At 37.6% G+C, this 20,202-nt stretch carries 16 protein-coding genes and 1 pseudogene; 3 read left to right on the forward strand and 14 right to left on the reverse strand.

Annotated elements, in window-relative coordinates:
* Positions 1-16: 16 nt before the first annotated feature.
* Complete coding sequence (gene trhA, locus BMSHG_RS03635; protein WP_019153079.1) at positions 17-655, reverse strand: PAQR family membrane homeostasis protein TrhA; 639 nt, start codon at positions 653-655, stop codon at positions 17-19.
* Positions 652-1,247 (reverse strand): annotated as a pseudogene (locus BMSHG_RS25655) (DUF1836 domain-containing protein). Before BMSHG_RS25655 ends, trhA begins: the two are co-directional and overlap by 4 nt.
* A 243-nt stretch (positions 1,248-1,490) precedes the next feature.
* Between BMSHG_RS25655 and ilvD the strand changes: the two are divergent.
* On the forward strand, positions 1,491-3,161 hold the full coding sequence (gene ilvD / locus BMSHG_RS03645) for a dihydroxy-acid dehydratase (RefSeq protein WP_034658515.1): 1,671 nt from the start codon (positions 1,491-1,493) through the stop codon (positions 3,159-3,161).
* 696 nt (positions 3,162-3,857) lie between these two features.
* On the opposite strand, the gene BMSHG_RS03650 is transcribed toward ilvD, so the two are convergent.
* The 3 genes from BMSHG_RS03650 to BMSHG_RS03660 all read right to left on the reverse strand — a co-directional run bounded on the left by BMSHG_RS03650 (position 3,858) and on the right by BMSHG_RS03660 (position 7,058).
* Complete coding sequence (locus BMSHG_RS03650) at positions 3,858-5,549, reverse strand: methyl-accepting chemotaxis protein (protein ID WP_019153081.1); 1,692 nt, start codon at positions 5,547-5,549, stop codon at positions 3,858-3,860.
* A gap of 116 nt (positions 5,550-5,665) precedes the next feature.
* Positions 5,666-6,223 carry a putative ABC transporter permease gene (locus BMSHG_RS03655; RefSeq protein WP_019153082.1) on the reverse strand — a complete coding sequence of 186 codons (558 nt, stop codon included), beginning with the start codon at positions 6,221-6,223 and terminating at the stop codon, positions 5,666-5,668.
* Positions 6,224-6,281: 58 nt separating this feature from the next.
* Positions 6,282-7,058, reverse strand: a complete 777-nt coding sequence (locus BMSHG_RS03660) for an enoyl-CoA hydratase-related protein (protein ID WP_019153083.1) — start codon at positions 7,056-7,058, stop codon at positions 6,282-6,284.
* 154 nt (positions 7,059-7,212) lie between these two features.
* On the opposite strand from BMSHG_RS03660, the gene BMSHG_RS03665 reads away from it, so the two are divergent.
* Complete coding sequence (locus tag BMSHG_RS03665) at positions 7,213-8,121, forward strand: DMT family transporter (protein ID WP_019153084.1); 909 nt, start codon at positions 7,213-7,215, stop codon at positions 8,119-8,121.
* A 36-nt stretch (positions 8,122-8,157) separates the two neighbouring features.
* Here the strand turns inward: BMSHG_RS03665 and BMSHG_RS03670 are convergent, their stop codons facing one another.
* The 8 genes from BMSHG_RS03670 to BMSHG_RS03705 all read right to left on the reverse strand — a co-directional run bounded on the left by BMSHG_RS03670 (position 8,158) and on the right by BMSHG_RS03705 (position 18,667).
* Positions 8,158-9,240 (reverse strand): amidohydrolase, encoded by a 1,083-nt coding sequence (locus BMSHG_RS03670; RefSeq protein WP_019153085.1) that lies wholly within the window; start codon positions 9,238-9,240, stop codon positions 8,158-8,160.
* Between the two features lie 229 nt (positions 9,241-9,469).
* On the reverse strand, positions 9,470-10,543 hold the full coding sequence (xylF, locus tag BMSHG_RS03675) for a D-xylose ABC transporter substrate-binding protein (RefSeq protein WP_019153086.1): 1,074 nt from the start codon (positions 10,541-10,543) through the stop codon (positions 9,470-9,472).
* A 12-nt stretch (positions 10,544-10,555) separates the two neighbouring features.
* Entirely contained in the window at positions 10,556-12,091 is a 1,536-nt protein-coding gene (locus tag BMSHG_RS03680) for a response regulator (RefSeq protein ID WP_019153087.1), read from the reverse strand.
* On the reverse strand, positions 12,066-13,526 hold the full coding sequence (locus BMSHG_RS03685) for a sensor histidine kinase (RefSeq protein ID WP_026073313.1): 1,461 nt from the start codon (positions 13,524-13,526) through the stop codon (positions 12,066-12,068). The genes BMSHG_RS03680 and BMSHG_RS03685 overlap by 26 nt, the downstream gene beginning before the upstream one ends.
* Positions 13,519-14,499: a sugar ABC transporter substrate-binding protein gene (locus BMSHG_RS03690; RefSeq protein ID WP_019153089.1), complete on the reverse strand. Its 981-nt coding sequence runs from the start codon at positions 14,497-14,499 to the stop codon at positions 13,519-13,521. The genes BMSHG_RS03685 and BMSHG_RS03690 overlap by 8 nt, the downstream gene beginning before the upstream one ends.
* 254 nt (positions 14,500-14,753) lie before the next feature.
* On the reverse strand, positions 14,754-15,926 hold the full coding sequence (locus BMSHG_RS03695) for a sugar ABC transporter permease (RefSeq protein ID WP_019153090.1): 1,173 nt from the start codon (positions 15,924-15,926) through the stop codon (positions 14,754-14,756).
* Between the two features lie 14 nt (positions 15,927-15,940).
* Positions 15,941-17,461, reverse strand: a complete 1,521-nt coding sequence (locus BMSHG_RS03700) for a sugar ABC transporter ATP-binding protein (RefSeq protein WP_019153091.1) — start codon at positions 17,459-17,461, stop codon at positions 15,941-15,943.
* Positions 17,462-17,551: 90 nt separating this feature from the next.
* Positions 17,552-18,667 carry a sugar ABC transporter substrate-binding protein gene (locus tag BMSHG_RS03705; protein ID WP_019153092.1) on the reverse strand — a complete coding sequence of 372 codons (1,116 nt, stop codon included), beginning with the start codon at positions 18,665-18,667 and terminating at the stop codon, positions 17,552-17,554.
* A 187-nt stretch (positions 18,668-18,854) separates the two neighbouring features.
* Here BMSHG_RS03705 and BMSHG_RS03710 point away from each other — a divergent pair, with 187 nt between their 5' ends.
* Positions 18,855-19,214 (forward strand): Lin0512 family protein, encoded by a 360-nt coding sequence (locus BMSHG_RS03710; protein ID WP_019153093.1) that lies wholly within the window; start codon positions 18,855-18,857, stop codon positions 19,212-19,214.
* Positions 19,215-19,704: 490 nt separating this feature from the next.
* On the opposite strand, the gene BMSHG_RS03715 is transcribed toward BMSHG_RS03710, so the two are convergent.
* The gene (locus tag BMSHG_RS03715) at positions 19,705-20,175 is read right to left on the reverse strand and encodes a hypothetical protein (RefSeq protein ID WP_019153094.1); all 471 of its coding nucleotides are present in this window, start codon (positions 20,173-20,175) and stop codon (positions 19,705-19,707) included.
* Between the last annotated feature and the right edge of the window lie 27 nt (positions 20,176-20,202).

Below are 20,202 nucleotides of genomic sequence, written 5' to 3' on the forward strand. Positions count from 1 at the left end.
CAAGACTCGAATCATCTTAGACAAGATATAGAAATACGCAGAAGAAATGAGCAACACTTCCTCCAATAACAAACACATGCCACAGGGTATGATGATATTTAAATCCTCTCCACACATAAAAAACAGAGCCGAGCGTATACAATAATCCACCAAGCACGAGCAATAGAATGGCATTTTGCGGGAGATTATTCATTAAAGGTTTCCAAGCAAAGACAATTAACCATCCCATCAATACATACAACAATGTGGAATAGAGGACAAATTTTTTCACAAAAAAGGATTTAAAAACAGTTCCAGCAATAGCTAGACCCCAGACGATGCCGAAAATTGTCCATCCCAACCACCCTTTAATCACAAGAAATAAGAATGGTGTATACGTTCCTGCGATAAAAAAGTAGATTGCCGAATGATCAAATATTTCAAAAACATCCTTCGCTTTGCCTGATGGTAAACTGTGTAACATTGTTGAGCAAAGATACATGAGAAGCATTGTGCTACCAAATAACGTAAAGCTAACGACATGCCATGCATTGCCATGAATGGCCGACTGGATAATCAAAAAGACTAACGCAACGATACTTAATATTGCACCGATTCCGTGGGTAATGGCATTTGCAATTTCTTCACCTTTCGTAAACGTATGGGTTTCGCTCATTTTGTTTCCTTCTTTCCTTCTTGTTCTTCCATAATCTCATCAACAAGCTTTTCAGCCGCTCTTCGATATAAGTTACTTATATGAGCGAGCGAAGTAATAAGCAACACTTTATGCAAATAATCAGGTGTATCTGTCTCAAGCTTTGCAATTTCCTTGTCAACTTCCGTTCGTCGCTCCTGAATATCCCTTTTAAAATTTTCCGTATTCTCTTTACTGAGCTCTAAATAGCCTTCATAAAAACGTTCTAATTCAAAGCTTTCCTCTTCTACCATTAATTTATTTATTCCCTGAAAAGTCTCTTTAATATCATTAATCGAGAGTGAGCCTTTTAATTGATAAATTAAGCTGATTAATAGTAAATGATCTTTTGAATACTTTTTATTTTTATTGGAAAAAATAATTTTGCTTTCGCATAATTATTGATCATTGTCTTCGTAAGGATTTTCTCATCTTCATTTCGTTTCGTCTCTTTAAAGTGATTCTCGAACAACTGAATCACTTGATCCATATATAAATCAATCTCTGGAATGTCAGTAAGTGATATTTCATTTTGAAGGTCAAGGCCTTCAATATATTGATCTAGCTTTCCCATTCACGGACCTCATTTCATCTAATATCTCCTTTATTTTACCCTAAAAACCGCTTGATGTAAACTCAACACCATATAATAAATCAACAAATTAACAATAAGTAGTTTTAAAAACCACTTATACTTTTTTAATTAAAAGTGTTAAAGGGAAATTCTGTCCAATTTCTTTGAATAATGTTAAAATATTAAAAAGTTAAATAATTATTCTTAGTGTTATTTGAAAGCGAGGGAATTATGTTGGCAGAAATGCGTAGTAATATGATCAAAAGAGGATTTGACCGTGCACCCCATCGAAGCTTACTTCGAGCTGCTGGTGTAAAAGAAGAAGACTTTGATAAACCTTTTATTGCCGTTGTAAATTCATATATTGATATTGTTCCAGGACATGTGCATTTACAGGAGTTTGGAAAAATTGTCAAAGATGCTATTCGTGAAGCTGGAGGCGTCCCATTTGAGATGAATACAATTGGAGTTGATGATGGAATCGCAATGGGACATATTGGGATGCGCTATTCATTACCAAGTCGCGAGATCATTGCCGATTCAGTTGAAACTGTCGTAGCCGCACACTGGTTTGATGGGATGGTTTGTATTCCAAACTGTGACAAAATCACACCAGGGATGCTAATGGCGGCACTCCGTGTAAACATTCCTACTATTGTTGTCAGCGGTGGACCGATGAAAGCTGGTGTAGATAGCGAGGGCAATGCTCTTGACTTAACCTCCGTATTTGAAGGGGTTGGGGCCTTCCAATCTGGTAAAATTGATGAAGCTAGATTAACAGAAATCGAACAAGTGGCATGTCCTTCTTGTGGTTCGTGTTCAGGAATGTTTACAGCAAACTCGATGAACTGTTTAGCAGAAGGTCTTGGTCTAGCCTTACCTGGAAACGGAACGATTTTGGCTGTTGCGGAAGAACGAAAGGAATTTGTGAAAAAATCCGCAAAGCAATTGATGACATTAATCGAAAAAGACATCAAGCCGCGTGACATCGTGACTATTGATGCCATCGATAACGCATTCGCATTGGATATGGCAATGGGCGGTTCCACGAACACCGTTCTACACACATTAGCCTTAGCGCATGAAGCTGAAATCGATTACTCCCTTGAACGTATTAACGAGATTGCGGCTCGTGTCCCACATCTAGCTAAAATTGCACCTGCTTCTAACTATCATATTGAAGATGTTCATAATGCTGGTGGTGTAAGTGCCATTATCAATGAAGTATTAAAGAAGCCAGGTGCCATGAATGGAGACTGTTTAACTGTTACAGGGAAAACATTAAAAGAAAATGTCGCAGGCTGTGACATTCTCGATAAGGATGTCATCCGTCCTTTAGATAACCCTCATTCAGAGAAAGGCGGATTAGCAGTTTTATTTGGAAACCTTGCTCCAGAAGGATCGGTCATCAAGGTGGGAGCCGTTGACCCTTCTGTCGGTGGTTATCATAGAGGCCCTGCCATTTGTTTTGACTCGCAGGAGGATGCATTATCTGGCATTATCACCGGAAAGGTAAAAGAAGGCGATGTAGTCGTGATTCGCTATGAAGGTCCAAAAGGTGGTCCAGGAATGCCTGAAATGCTTGCCCCTACCTCCCAAATTGTTGGTCGCGGATTAGGCGCTAAAGTTGGACTTATTACAGATGGACGATTTTCTGGTGCTTCTCGAGGAATTTCCATCGGTCATATTTCACCTGAAGCAGCAGAAGGCGGGCCGATTGCCTTCGTCGAAGATGGAGATATCATCGAACTCGATTTGAACAATCGGAAAATCATCTTAGAGATTTCTGATGAAGAATTTGAAAAACGGAAAGCAAATTGGAAAGGTTTCGAATCTAAAGTAAAAAAAGGCTATCTTGCCCGCTATTCAAAACTTGTCACCAATGCAAGCACAGGTGGAGTACTAAAAGTTTAAATAGTTGTTCAAATGTGTGGCTGGGTCAAAAAGTCAGTGGTCACGACTTTTTGATCTAGTTCGGAGCGGATATATTCCCTCGCAGTTGGCATATCGGTATGAAAAGATAACAGGAAAATTTCCGCTTAATGCCTCAACCATCATGAAAAAGAGCCGAAATAACAGGAGAAATTCCTGCTATTTCCTCAAAAAATGCCAAAATAAACGTTTTTGCTCTCTGTAAGCGGAAAATCTTCCGTTATTTCCCCTAAAAAGGACTCCAATGAGGAGATAACAGGAAAAACTCCGCTTAAGGGTGAGAGATGTAATAGGGTCTTATAGGAGAAGTATAGACAAAGCGGAAATCGATGTCGATTCTTGAAGACTAATTTGCATTTCACTCGATTTTTTTGTACGAGGAAAAATTCGAAGGTCTTGCGTTAAGACAAAAATAAAGAAAGGTGAATTTGAGTACCCTCAGGATTCACCTTTCTCATGATTTAAAGCTAGTTATGTCCCTGCCTCTTCATTATTTATTGCTGTTTTCGTAATGATAGAGGTTATTTCGTAAATGTCGGCCACAAATGAGGTTTTAGAACACACATTATTTTCGCTTACTTGCTCCTTATTTAACGAGGAATAATAGGGCTTTATTCTCCTATCTATGACTAAATAGCAACAATGTTTGAAAAAAAACCTTATTTATTATGAATCCACTTATAATTTGAATTCTGCGACGGTTTCCTGAAGATGTTCAGCAATTGAATTTAGTCCATTAGCCGATGCTAGTATTTGCTGCATGGATGCTAACTGCTCCTCTGTTGACGCAGAGACAGATTGAGTATGTTGCATCGATTGCTGTGCTATTTCTGAAATTCCGCTTGCCGTTGCCGACACTTCTTCAGCACTAGCTGACATTTGTTCAGCCGTTGCTGCTGCTTCTGCTATTTTTATCTCCATTTCTTCCATTGCCTTCATAATCTCTTTAAAACTATCCTCTGTTTTCTCAACAATTGACAACCCTTTGGAAACATCTGTGTTGACTTGTTCCATCGATTTATAGGTTTCATTCATCTCATTGTTGATCGCATGAATAAGTTCTGAAATTTGTGTAGAAGATTGCTGTGCTTGAACCGCCAGTTTTTGCACCTCTTCAGCTACAACTGCAAAACCTTTTCCATGCTCCCCTGCCCTCGCAGCTTCAATTGCAGCATTTAGAGCTAATAAATTCGTTTGATTTGCAATGTCAGAAATCGTATTCGTAATGACACCTATTTGTTTAGAACGCTCATCTAATAGTTTAACTGCTAGACTACTCGCATTCACAGACTGATGAATCGTTTCCATCTGCCCAACTGTCTCATTAATTAGCACTCCACCTTGCTCTGCATGTTCTCTAGTTTTTTGGGTTGATGCAGAGATAAGAGAGGAATTTTCGGCAAGATTATTAATCCCGATGGTCACTTCATCCATCGCACGTGCACTTTCCTCCACATTCGTCGCCTGCTTTTCAGCCCCTTCCACAACCTCTTGAATGATATGGGTAATATGCTCAGTTGCCGCTGTTGTTTGCTGTGCCCCTGCTGTTAATTCCTGCGATGATGCAGCAACTTTTTCTGAATTCTCAATGACTTTTTGGATCATTTCTCGTAGATGGTCTTTCATTGAATTATAGTTTTCTGATAGAAAGCTTAGTTCGTCACCTTTCTCATCTTTAATCATTTTAGTAAAATCTCCGTGCTTTGCAGCCTCTAATGCAGACGATATTGTGGACAATCTTTTCGTTAACCCCCTCGTAAAGATATAGACTACTACAATTGATAATCCGACCATTACGATAAGGACAATAATAAATATTTTCATAAACGAAGTGAGTGTTTCATCAATAATTTGTTGTGGTGCCCCCACATAAAAAATCCCAATCGTTTCACCATTTTTATCATGGATAGGTGTGTATCCGGTTACATAATTATTGCCAACAACATTTGCCTCACCGAAAAAATCCTTATTTTCTTCTAACACAGCTTGTGCGACTTCCTCTGATACCTCTGTTCCGACTGCACGCTCGCCATTGTTCATCACATTTGTTGCAACTCGGGTATTCCCTTGAAAAATCGTAACTGTGTCACCCGTTTGTTCCCCAATTTCATCAACAATTTCAAAATTCCCACTGATCTGAGTCTCACCCTTGTAGAGATTTCCATCTTTTATCGCCCAATCTCCTGGAAATTTAGCATCAAGATAACTTTTTCCAAGATTTAAATCTCCTCTAGCCTTTTCCAAAGCGAAATCTTTGATTCCTTTTGTTACCTGCTGTACGACGACTCCACCAACCGCAATCGCCAAAAACATCATCATAATTAAAACAACTACATTAATTTTTGGACCTAGTTTCAATTTTAATCTCATCTGCCTATCTCCCTTATGACTCATTGTTTTATCCACATAGTATATATTTTGCAACGAGATCCAGCTATGACAAATTTCACACATTCGGAAGAAACCATGAAAAAACACCTGGATTGTTATCCAAGTGTTTCAATCGTTTCTTTTTGAACGATGTGCCTCCGAACTGCCCAAAGTGTCTCGACGATAAAATAGAAGAGGAGAAATGGCCATGTAAACACGAGAGGCTGCACCAGAAGTTGACATGACTTTTCCACCACTGGATGAATTACATACACGCATACTAATGATAGTAAAAGCCAGGAGAATGAAAACTTCAAACAAATATGGCCTTGAAAATTCCATTTTTCTCTCGAATAATCCCACCATTTTTTGTGGAAATAGGTGTCTAAAATTAGTCCACTAAAATATTCTACCGCTGTTGGGACGATAAAACATATAAGTAGAACCATTTTCCAGTCGGTGTCTGGTGTTATGAAAGTAATTAGTAGAACAGGAGCAATGCCATACATTGGTTTAAATGGCCCTAACAAGAAATTCTCTTTAAAAAATACCCCTTTTGTTAAATAGCTGTGGGTGTTCTCAATCAACCATCCAAATAGCGAATATATAGTAAAGAAATAGATGATTGGTGCTACTAAGATTGAAATAGAACTCCAATTCATTGATAATTCCATTGTGCATCCACCATAATTAAATATTTATTTCCTTTAGGTTTTGCACAATGTTTTAAACTTATTCTCCTTTAAATTGTGGCGACCTACCTTCATTGAAAGCACGCAGAGCTTCGAGCCGATCCTCAGTTGGAATGATGACCTCATACGCCTTCGATTCAATGGCAAGACCAGTCTTTAAATCAACATTACTTCCATAATTTATTGCATATTTTGCTTGGGCAACAGCAAGAGGTCCATTTTTTAATATTTCTTCAGCTAATTCAATGGAACTACTTATTAATTGCTCACGTTCTACTACTCTTGTTACAATTCCGAGCTCATATGCCGTATTGGCATCGATTTTTCGTGCTGTTAAAATTAGCTCCTTTGCTCTCGCAACTCCTATTAATCTTGATAGTCTTTGCGTTCCACCAGCTCCTGGGATAATGGCCCAGCTAACCTCCGTTAATCCTAATTGAGCACTTTTTACGGCATAACGAAAATCACAGGCTAACGCCAATTCAAGTCCTCCGCCTAAAGCATAACCATTAATTGCTGCAATTGTAGGCTGTGGAAGTTCTTCAATTTTTGTAAAGACATCTCTGATCTTTTGAACATTTCTACGTACTTGTTGTTCATTCAAGTGCCTTCTCTCTTTTAAATCGGCCCCGACGCTAAACGCCTTTTCTCCAGCTCCAGTAATCATGACAACTCGAATATCTTGATTAAATTTAGTTTCATCTACAATCTCTTCTAATTTATGTAAAGTCTCATAATCAAAACAATTTAACTGTTTGGGTCGATGAATCGTAATGAATGCGATTTTATTATTTGTTTCATATTTAATTTTTTCCATCTTAATCTCCTCCCTTTATCACCATCATACTGAGGTGATATCGAAAACATTCACATTAAACTATTTTGTTGAAATAATCCAAAAAATCAATTAATATTCTAGTATTAGATTCCCATTATTGATACGTTTAAAATCTTGAGAATGGAGAAACGGAATGAATAAATGGCTCTACTCAGGTTTAATTTTATTAGCCACTAGTTTAATGGGTTCATCCTTTGCAATTGGCAAGATGGGTCTCGCCTTTTCGTCGCCTATACTTTTAGTCGCCTGCCGTTTTACCCTTGCCGGGCTTGTTATGGCTCTTTTTGTTAAGCTATTCCATCGCATTCATCCGAAGTCACTTAAATCATGGGGGAAAATAATAGTCGTTGGATTATTCCAAACGGCAGGGGTAATGGGATGTATTTTCTTAAGTTTAAAGACGATTAATGCTGGTGAGTCCTCAATCTTGACGTTTACAAACCCTTTTTTAGTCGTTTTGTTTGGAACCGTTTTCGTCAAAACCAAGTATCGAGTTTTACAATGGATTGGTGTTAGCGTTGGTTTTATCGGTGTCTTTATTACCCTTGGCATGAGCCTTCAATATGAAATAGGGACGATCCTTGGCCTTTTTTCTGCAGTAAGCTGGGCGATCGCAACACTCTTGATTAAAGCATGGGAAAATGAATTCGACAATTGGGTTTTAACAGCCTATCAAATGTTATTTGGCGGCATTGTCTTAATTATTACGAGTTTGTTATTTGAAAAACCTCACTTTATCATTACCGGTGAATCGATCAGTATTTTATTATGGTTAGCAATTATGGCTTCCGTCGTTCAATTTGGCAGTTGGTTTACTGTACTTCGAATTGGAGATCCGGGAAAAACAAGTGCGTTTCTCTTTTTAGCCCCTTTTTTCGGAGTTTTATCCGGATGGATACTATTAAATGAGCCATTAACATATAACCTGCTAATTGGTGGTTTCTTAATCTTTTTAGGAATTTTCCTCGTTAATTGGAACCCTGCTGCCAAAAGAGAACTGCAGTTAAAGGGAGCCTACAATTTAAAAGAACGTGAAATGTAAAAAGGCAGGAATCACCAAGGATCCAGCCTTTTTCTTTTATGCTCTTAGTAAAGTTTCCGCTAGCACGGAAGCTCCTTGATTTAATGCTGATTTATCAAAATTCATGTTGGGGTGATGAAGTCCTGGCTTCAGATCTGCACCGACTCCAATCATCGAAGCTTTTATTTGAGGCTTTTTAATCGTATAGTAATGAAAGTCGTCTCCACCAGGTGTTATGATAGATGGAGCAAATGCTTCTGGCCCTAGTAGAGCCTTAATCGCATCTTCTGCAATTTCTTCTGCTTCTCGTGAGACCTCTGCCGCTGGTGTCAAACTCGTCCATTCCCAATCTATTTTTAGATCAAATAAAACTTCTAATTTATCTAATATATGTTCCACTTCTTTACGAATCGCTGAAAGCACGTCATTTTTTTGGGCCCGAACGTCAACTGCAAATTCCGCTGTACCTGGAATGATATTGATACTTTCTCCTCCTGCCATAACCTTCGTCAATTTAACAGAGCACGCTTCAGATGGATCCATATAAATCGTTTTTAATAATTGATGCAGAGTTACGATGACATCAAGAGCATTCTGTCCTTGATGAGGGCGAGCGGCATGGGCGTCGACTCCTTCCACTTTTCCGATAAGGGAAACATGTGCACCGTGCTGAATCGAGGCAGACACCTTTCCTAATGGAAGCTCTTCAATCGGACGAAGATGAATACCAAAAAGATGGCTAACATCATCCATTACCCCTTGTTCAAGCAATGCTAAGGCACCTTCGCCGATTTCTTCAGCAGGTTGAAAAATGTAGCGGATTTTCTTTGTTAGCGGTTTATCTTTCAAGTGTAAAATGGACCCTAACACCATCGCAATATTGGCGTCATGACCACAGGAATGGTTCCCTTTCCACACTCCATCAACTTCTTGCCACAAAGCATCGATATCTGCTCGAACGGCAATAACTTCTTCTCCTTCCCCGATTTCGGCGACAATTCCTGTCATATTCGGCAATCGTTTGTAACGAACACCTTGCTCGTCCAAAATACTAGCAATTTTATCCGTTGTCTTAAATTCCTTCCAACCAATCTCCGGAATCTTATGAAACTCCTCATACCATTTCAAAATTTCTTCCATCGTTTTTGCATCTCCAATCTACACTTTAACTCGATTATCTATTGATCTTATAGATTTTTTCTAAAAATTTCAACTATTCGTTTTTTGTATAATAAAAAAAGAACGCATTCCAAATGGGAGGATTGCGTTCAATTATAAAGACGCTCCATTTCCTAAAATAGAAACCAGTTTTTCAAATCTATACATAATGATCTACGCAAGATCATTGTGAAGTAATTTCTCAAAATACCTAATCTGTGTACACCTCCTCTTTCGTATGAAAACCATCTGCGATGACCGTTTCATCAATATTAAGTTTATCCACTGGGATTGGTGGGAGTAGTATGGAAGGTACCTCTATTTTTCCATTATTTATTTTGCTATCCGTTTCAATGCTCTCCCCATTTGCTAATCGGACTGCAACTTCTGCTGCAGCTGTGGCAAGGGCTCTAATTGGCTTATAAACGGTCATCGTTTGTGTACCCTCTACAATTCTCCTAATGGCTGCTAATTCTGCATCTTGACCAGCAACTGGAACTTTCCCTGCAAGACCAAATTGTGAAAGAACTTTAATCGCTTCTTCTGCTGTTGCATCGTTTCCAGCAAATACAGCATCAATATCATAATGATTCGCCTTAAGTGCTGCTTCCATGTTCTTATAAGCGTTAACAGGGATCCAATTTTCCGTCCATTGATCGTATACGACTTTAATATCCCCTTTATCGATGTACGGCTTTAAAACACGAAACACTCCTCTTTTTAAAAGATGAGCATTATAATCCGTATCCGCTCCACCAATATAGACATACTTCCCTACTGGAGCAAGTTCTGTAATAACTTTAGCTTGTAATTCCCCTACTTTTTCATTATCAAATGAAATATATAAATCAATCTCAGCATTTTTCACTAGCCGATCATAAGAAATAACTTTAATGCCAGCAAGATGTGCTTTTTGTACAATTGCTCCTGCAGCCTCTGCATTATATGGAACCATCACCAAAATATCTACACCTTGTTTAATGAGTGATTCTGCTTGTGTGATCTGGAGAACCTCATCACCATTCGCCTCCATGATTTCCACTTTAGCACCAATCTCTTCTACTGCCTCTTTAAACATTTTTTTATCCTTTAACCAACGTTCTTCCTCCAAAGTATCCATCAAAAAGCCAACTTTAATTTCATCCACATCCTGATGAACATCCTCATCTGAAGGAGTTGTTGCTGGAATCGTCTTTTGCACCGGATTCTTCTCGCAAGCGGAAAGTAGACTTACGCAAATAATGAAAATAAGGAAGAATATTGGTTTAACGATTTCCCTTTGCATCCATATTCCTCCTTAACGATTGGTATGAAGTACGTTCTTTCTATACTCCTTAGGTGACATATGGCAAATCTTCTTAAATACTTTACTAAAGTAATTGGGCTCATGATAACCAACTTCATACGAAATCTCTTTAATACTCTTCTCCGGATCACACATTAAGCTCTTCGCCTTTTCAATTCTACATTCGGTTAAAAAATCGATATAATTAATCCCCAATTTCTCTTTAAACATTTTACTAATATAAATTGAACTTAATCCTACCTTCTTCCCTAATGACTCAAGAGAGATATCTTCATGGGAGTGGTCGATGATAAATTGTTTGACTTGCCTAATCGTGGCTGCTTCAAACTGCTCATAATATTCTGCATGAGTTTGTTTCATTTTCTCAAGAAGAAGATTAACCTCTGTTCGTAACTGGCGGTAATCTTGAATTTTAAAGGAATATAAAGGCGTAATCGTTTGAATACCGATTTCACGCATAATTCTTGAGATAAACCATAATACTTCCACAACTCTTTGCTGCACCTGAACGATATCAACCCCTTCTTTTTCATGTGCTTGAATAAATCCCATTACGTTTCCCTGAATCTTTCTCCATTCCCCCAGTCTAATCTGATCGGAGAAGTCTTTTTCACGAAAAGCTAATAGATTCATACCGTCGTCTGCTAGGGCGGGGACATCTGAGTAAAAACGAAATTTTTGTGGAAGTTTTGTCTCAATTGTCGCTATTAATGAGTCCTGATAGGATTGTTTTATTTTTTCCAATGAATGCACGACTCTCCCTATGCCAATAAACCATTGCTCTTGATTTGATTTCCCAATCGAGAGAATTTCTCGGGCGAGGAAAGTTGCTTGGGAGCGAAATGTTTTGGCTGGATCTCTAAATACAATGATAGGCAGCTGATTTCCATATAAAGCACCTACCCAACAACTTCCAACTTTTCTTGCTTTATCTTTGATAAGGGAGTATATATTCTCTTTTTCCTGAGGGATTAACACACATATTACGAACATTTCATTCGTTGATTTAATATCCAACATTTCAACAAGCATATCTAGATGAACTTCATGCACATGATCGAACAACAACTGGGTGACAATATCCGTTTCCACAAGTGCTAAAGCCTTTTGATATTCTTGCTGTTTCAACCTATTTTTCTCTTCCAGCTCTTTTTCCACTTTGATTTGTTCGATTACTTTTCCCACTGTTTGTAATATATCACTCGCCTTACTTGGTTTTAATATATAATCTTTGACACCGAATTTTATCGCAGCTCTCATATACTCAAACATGTCATAGGCAGTAACCATTATAAATTTGATTTTTGGAAACTTCTTTTTGATGACTTCTATCGCTTCTAACCCACTCATCCCAGGCATTTTTATATCCATTAAAATAAGGTCAGGAGAAACTTTATCGACCATTTGAACAGCGATATTCCCATTTTTCGCTTGTTCGATTACGATTTCTGGATATGCTTTCTGTAAAATCGCTTTCATTCCATCCCTTTCAATCTGTTCATCATCTACGATTAGGAGCTTCGTCATGTTCTATCACTCCTTTATTTATTTTTATCGTTACGGTTGTACCGTTTTTTTCGATACTTTTAATTGAAATGACATCATGATATCCATAGAAAAGTCTAAGCCGTTTTACGACATTACTAAATCCGATCCCTGTAGAATGACTTTCTGATTGAATCTGTTGTTCATTTAAGATTTGTTCCATTTTTGATTGCGACATTCCCATTCCATCATCTACAATGTGCACGTTCACCCAATTTGCTCCATCCTCAATTTTTAATAGAATCGTTCCTCCTTCTTCACTTGGCTCTACTGCATGGATCACAGCATTTTCAATAATTGGCTGTAACGTTAAAGCTGGAATCCGAACATGAAGACACGCCTCATTTATTTCAGTGTGAAAGATTAAGCGATCTGAGAATCTTGCTTTTTGAATATCCATGTACTGCTTTAATACTTCCACTTCCTCCAAAAGTGTAACAGAGCGATCTATCTGTTTTAAGTTATAACGAAGTAACCCAGCGACACTCACAAGTAGATCACTTGTTTCTTCTGACCCTTCTAAATACGCCTTTTTTGATAATGTATTAAGCGTGTTAAATAAAAAATGGGGATTGATTTGGCTTTGTAAACTACGAAATTGGCTCTCTTGTAAAAGTAATTTATTTTGCTGTAACTCGTGTTCAAGCTGTGCCTTTTGTTTCATTTCTAAAATAAGATTATTAATATTGATGCGCATGCGATCAAATGTTTTCGCAAGAAATGATATTTCATCATTCGCATCAACATGTATTTTCATGTCAAATCGTCCATGTGACAATTCATTCGCTGCTTCTGTCAACTTCTGTATCGGTCTAGTTATGCTTAAAGACAGCCAATACGTGATGATTAATAACGCAATCGTAATTAACAGGATGAGCCAAACGCCCAGCTTGATTAATTCCTCTGACTGTTCGATAATACTGCGATAGAAACGGTCATATGTTGACAGTTCTGTATCTAACAACGTTAATTTCATTTCCGCAATATAATTTGAAATTCGATTAGCTTCAGAAAACTCTTGTGTCACGGACTCTGGATCATTGCCATTATTGAATAAAATAAGCCGATCCGTTGTCTCAACTAAACTATCAACAAGATTGATATAATTTGTTAATGCAAACTGATTCTCTTCATTCCGTAAAGGAAATACCTCATACTTTGCTTGCTGAATCTTTTCCTTGCTGAAATCAAGTAGCTTTAAATTTTCATCTGACGGTAAGAGCATATAGTTATTTAAGTGGGTGATCATTTCTTGACTAACTCGTGTCACTTCATTCATATTTAAATATCTCTGTAATATTTCGTTATAGTGATGCTGTGTTTTGTAATTGTAATACGTAAGGGCAATCCAAATACTCGCCATAATAAATAAGACAAATGTGGTCAGCATTAATATTTTCTTCTGAATACTAATCATTGTAGTCCGTCGCTCTCGCAATTCGAATATTGGTAAAATAGCCATCAATTTGAAGTGGCATGGTTTCTCCTGTGAGCCACTCCATAATCAACTGAACACTTTTTTCCCCCATCAACTCAGGAGATTGTTCGATTAAGCCATCAATTTTTCTTTCTTGGAGAAGGGCTATGGAATCTTGCCCATCATCAAAGGAATAAATATAATACGGCTCAACTTGTGAACGCTTACTTATTTCTTGTACTAATGCTGATAAAATATCTGAATTTACCGCAATAATGGCGTCAACATCTGGCCATTTATTCAATACATCCTGTGTAGTAGCGATTACTTCTTCCCGGGAACTTGCCGTTTCCGCATCAACAAGCTCGATATTCGGATGCTTTCCCAATATCTCCTTTATTCCTTGTAATCTCTGTAATTGATAGAATTCTTCTTCGCTATTATAGGTAAGTAGTACTTTTCCCTTCGTTCCCATATCATGTAATAATTGTCGAGCAAGCATCTTTCCTGCTCTTACTTGATCAGAGCCTACATACGTTCTTCTTAAGCTTTCTTGAACAGGTACATCGTTTGCGACTGTAATGACAGGAATTCCATAAAAAGATGCTTTCACCTTTGATAAATATTTAAATTCATCAGAATCAAGCCCTTGTGCAATAATTCCATCTACTTTTGAATGAATAGCAATTTCGAGTTTCTTTAGAAATTCCTCACGATTATTTCCATAGCTACCCCAAATTTCTAGTAGAGCTCCTTCCTTATGTGCCTGTTCGAGCGCACCATTCCCCACTTTATTCCAAAAAGGGGTTTCTGTATCTTGTGTGATTAGGACAAGCCTTTGCTGCATTTCTTTCTGTTCTACAAACTTGGGCATTTGTCGATCAGACCGAAAAACAATTTCAGCCGATACAAATGTAAGATAAATTAGGAAGGAGAATACTATAAACAGTAAAATAAACCCTATCTTTCGCAAAAGTGGTATCTCCCTTCAAGCTTAAACACCATTGATAAAACGCTTTCAATTGAACATTTTAAGGATGATCTCTTTAAGCGTTTGATTGGCCTATTTACAAGAGCTTTTTTATTCTCATCATACCACTAATTGGTAATTGTTCAACAAAAGATATAGCTAGATTTCTATTTTCAAGCTATCTTCAGCGAAATGAGAGAATGTAGGAAAAGAGCATCCTCTTTTGGATACTCTTTTTCCTTCGCTAAACTGCTCCTCTATCGCTTCTTCCTTGTCATTACATCAAAAATAACTGCTCCAGCTAACACGCCACCTCTTATCATATATTGATAGGAAATACCAACCCCTAACAAATTCATTCCGTTTGTTAAGGAAGCCATAACGATTGCACCAATAATGGCTCCCGTTACTTTCCCAACTCCTCCTGCCGATGAAACACCACCGACATAGGCCGCAGCGATAGCATCAAGCTCAAACAGCGTTCCTGCAGTAGTTGTAGCAGATTGTAATCGAGACGTGAATAGAATTCCAGAAAGAGCAGCCAGCATGCCCATAGAACCAAATACAATATAGGTAATTTTTTTAACGTTAATTCCACTTAAATGAGCCGCTTCGGGGTTACTCCCCACAGCGTAGACATGTCTCCCAAGCACGGTTTTGGTAGACAGGAAATGATAAATAATTACCACTAATAACATAATAATAATGGTCCACGAAAAGCCATTATAACCAGCAAGAATCCATGTAATATAGGCAATAATGGCAGAAATAAAGACTAATTTTAAAATAAAGATATTTTTTGAGACTACTTCAAATTGATACTTAATTTTATTTCGACGATTCGAGATTTCGCTATAAATATAAAGAACAATTCCCACTAGACCAACAATTAATGATAGGAAGTGCAAACCATTTATTTGAAAAAGAGCAGGAATATATCCATTTCCAATGGCATTGAATTTTTCATCTTGAATGATTATCGTTCCTGTTTTCTCTGTTACCTGCAGGAGTGCACCTCTAAATATAAGCATCCCTGCTAATGTTGCTACAAAAGACGGTATTCCAATACTCGCAACAAGCACTCCATTGAATAATCCTACCACTATCCCTAAAAGGAGAATAACCGGTATCGTTATAAACACAGAAACACCAGCTTGTGTCAGAAGAATCGCTGCAATCGCTCCTAAGAATCCTGCTGCATATCCTACCGATAAATCGATGTGACGAATGACAATGACTAATGTCATTCCAACAGCAAGAACAGCAATATATCCAGCAGAATCGAGGAGATTACTAATGTTTCGAGAAGACATAAATAAACCATTCGTCATAATCGTAAATGTAAGAATAATAACAACTAAAGCAATGTACATACCGTAATCACGAATATTATCCTTAATTAAGTTTTTTGCTTCATTAATCGTATTCAATGCTCTAATCCCTCCTATTGCGTCGCAAGTTGCATAATTTTTTCTTGAGTAGCTTCTTCACCTGAAAGTTCTCCTTTTATCTCTGCCTGTGCCATCACATAAATACGATCACTCATGCCCAACACCTCACCTAATTCTGAAGAAATCATGATGATACTCATGCCCTCACGTATTAATTTGTTCATAACTGAATAGATTTCAAATTTTGCCCCGACATCGATGCCACGAGTCGGTTCATCAAGTATTAAAAGCTTCGGATTTACAAATAACCATTTTCCTAGAGAGACTTTTTGTTGATTTCCACCACTCAAATTTCCGACGAGTTGTTCAACAGATGACGCCTTAATATAGAGTGATTGCTTGTATTGATCTGCCACTTTAATTTCTTCATTTTGATTGATAAGCCCCTTGGGAGAGATTCCTTTCAAATTGGCGGCAGAGATATTATTTTTGATATCTTGACTTAGGAATAGTCCATCTCCCTTTCGATCCTCAGTAACGTAAGCGATTCCAGCATGTATTGCTTCACTTGGATGTTTGAAAGTATGGGGTGTATCATTAAATAAAAAATCTCCTTTAAGCCGATATCCTTTCGAATTTCCAAAAATGCTCAGTGCAAGCTCTGTTCTTCCAGAACCCATTAATCCTGAAATGCCAACAATTTCTCCTTCATTCACATGCATTTGAACATTTTTTACGACGTGACGTCCTAACTGGGGATCATAAGCAGACCAATTATTTAACTCTAAAATTTTCTTGCCGATTTTTTTATCTGGTCTTTTTGGATATATATCATTTATTTCTCGACCTACCATATTTTTGATAATAACGCTTTCGGTCATTTCACCATTTGCACCATCGAGGGTACAAATGGTTCGGCCATCACGTAAAACGGTCGCTCTATCTGCAATATGAATGACTTCCTTTAACTTGTGTGAAATCATGATGCAAGTGATGCCCTGTAATTTCAATTCTTTTAATAGCTTTAGGAGATTCTCACTATCATCTTCATTGAGTGCTGCAGTCGGTTCGTCTAAAATGAGAAGCTTAACATCTTTACTTAACGCTTTGGCAATTTCGATTAACTGTCTTTTTCCGACGCCCAAGTCCTTCACAAGGGTATCTGGATTCACATCCAACTTAACTTTGTTCAACAGCTCTTTTGCACGGACAATCGTTTGATTCCAATCAATAACCCCGCCGCGCTTAACTTCATTACCAGCAAAAATATTTTCATAGACTGTGAGATCTGGAAATAACGCCAGTTCTTGATAAATAATGGCAATCCCAGCTTTGACACTATCGCTAATTTTATTGAAGGATTGAATTCTTCCTTCAAACACGATATCACCTTCATATGTTCCGTAAGGGTGTACGCCACTTAAAACTTTCATCAGAGTAGATTTCCCTGCGCCGTTCTCACCGATTAAACAGTGAATTTCTCCTTTTTCTACTTTGAAATTGACATCACTCAGTGCTTTAACTCCACTAAAATCCTTTGAAATTTGATTCATCTCTAAAATATACTTCTGCATCTTTATCCCCCCTATCAATCCCTTATTAAATGGGAAAAGTGATAGACGAATCTATCACTATCCCTCATTCCTATACAGTCTTTATCATTCTTAAAGTCCAGTAAACTCACTTGCTTCATAATACTCAGAATCAATTAATTCTTTTTTGACGTTTTCCTGATTAACGACGATAACATCCGTTTGTTTTGCTTTTACTTCAACTTCACCGTTATCATAGGTACCTGTTGTTTCTGGTGTATTTCCATCAAGAATATCTACAGCCATGCCCATTGCATCTTTAACTAGCGTTCGAACATCCTTAAAGACAGTCATCGATTGCTTACCATCTATAATGTATTGAATAGAAGCTTTCTCTGCATCCTGGCCTGTGATGATATAACTTGAAATCTCTGAATCTGAAGCAAATGTGTCCGCAATGGAACGTGAAGTACCATCATTTGGAGCAAGAATCGCTACATCCCCTTTCATATCTGCTCCTGCAGCCGTAAGATGGGTTTGTGCCTTGTTAATTGCTTCATTTGGATCCCAATTTGTCGTTACTTGACCAAGAATTTTACTCATTTCATCACGAGTAAGTTCTCCTTTATCCTGTAAGGCGATCGCTTCACTTGAATTGGCAATTTTGAATGTACCGTCAGCAATTTTCGGTTGAAGAACACTCCACGCTCCTTCAAAGAATAAAAAGGCATTATTATCAGATGCAGCTCCAGCATACAGATAAAGAGGCACTCCCGAACCATTTGTCTTATCCACTAAATATTGTGCTTGTGCCGCTCCAACCGCAATACTATCGAACGTAACGTAGTAATCGACTGCATCAGTATTTGTGATTAAACGGTCATACGCAATGACTGTCACACCATCATCTTTGGCTGCTTCAACTGCAGCGCCTGCAGCTTCACCATCATGTGGACTAATGATTAGAACATCTATCCCTTTGTTTAATAAGGTTTCAACATTTTCTTTTTCTTTAGCCGAAGAACCTTGGCTGAATAGAATTTCAGTTGTATACTCAGAATCTGAAAGTGCGTCCTTAAATCGTTGTTCATCTTGCACCCATCTTGGCTCATCCTTTGTTGGCAATACAATTCCTACACTAACTCCTTTACTGCTTCCCCCACTGCTGCTGCTGTTACAAGCTGCCAAAAATGCCACCAGCAGAAATGTGACAAATAATAATGAAATGACTTTAAACCCCTTTTTCATAATGAAACCCCTTTCAATCGAAAGTATTTTATTTACAAATTGATTATATATTGAAAAAGAACTTTTGAAAGCGCTAACAAATGGTAATATTTTGATTACTTCCTATACTTTTTTATCCTTTTATTTAACATCTGACCAAAAAAAGAGTTAATATAATAGTTGAAAGCAGAGGAAAGGATGAGGATATATGGAGCAATTAATGTTTATCGAAACTGGAATGGGGATTGATGTTCATGGTCAGGACATCACGACAGCTGCTGTCAGAGCGATTAAAAATGCCATTCATTTTAACTCAATGCCTGGCATTCGTACTGTTTTACCTGATCATAACCTAGATAATATGAAAGTTAATGTAAAGCTGGCTGTACCATGTGATAAAGATAAATTGGATATGGAAACAGTAAAAGCGACATTGCCATATGGACAAGTAACCGTTGAAATAATGGATGGCGGTATGTTAACAACGAGTGGAATTGTCCTCGAGGAAAAAGGCGACAAAAATGATTTGATGTACATCGTTGTAGCTTCAGTTGAGGTTGGATATTAAGAAGAGGCTAGGACATAACTAGCTTCAAAATCATGAGAAAGGTGAATCCTGAGGGTACTCAGATTCACCTTTCTCTATTTTTGTATTCGATTTTCCACGTTCAAAAAAATCGTGTGAAACGCCAATTAGCCTTCAAGAATCCAATCGATTTCCGGTTTGCCTAAATTTCTACTAGAAGACCCTATTTTGCACCAACCATTTCTCATCCTTAAGCGGAGTTTTTCCTGTTATCTCCTCGATGGAGTCCCTTTTAGGGAAAATAACGGAAGATTTTCCGCTTATGGAGGGCAAAATCGTTAATTTTGGCATTTTTTGAGGGAATAGCAGGAATTTTTCCTGTTATCTCGGCTCTTTTCATGATGGTTGCTCATTAAGCGGAGTTTTTCCTGTTATGTTTTCATATCGATTCGCCAAATGCGAGGGAATGTATACACTCCAAACTAGAATCAAAAAGTCGTAACCACCGACTTTTTAACTCAGCCTCTTTTGATCACAGTTTCTTTTTAGGATAAGCTAGTATCAACCTTAGAATGCTAATAAAAGTTAGCAGCATTACAATCACATTGACAATGATCTGATTTCCTAGCATTATATAGGCGAACACAAAAACGAGTATTGGTTTAGTTAGAGTAAAGGCAATCATTTTCCAAAGGAGTTGAAATTTCAGTTTTCGCTTTAACGCTTTTCCCATTAGGACAGTAAGAAAGGTTAATAAAGAGATTCCGATTAAAGCATAGAATATCATAAAAAAAGGATACAAAATAAGGACTTGGGTAATATAAAAGTCATTAGGTCCTGTCGTATTTTTCTGCAACACCGTTAACTCCAATGGAATGATCAAAATGAGCAATAAAACGAAATAGTATAAAAAGGTATTTTTCATCTGGAGACGATTTAAACGTAGCATGGCATCTTTTTGCGGTAACAATAAGCAATCTTTAAAAATATGAAATAGCTTCAAAATTCCCCAACCACCATTTCTTCACGA

This window comes from Robertmurraya massiliosenegalensis JC6, assembly GCF_000311725.1.
Lineage (GTDB): Bacteria > Bacillota > Bacilli > Bacillales > Cytobacillaceae > Robertmurraya > Robertmurraya massiliosenegalensis.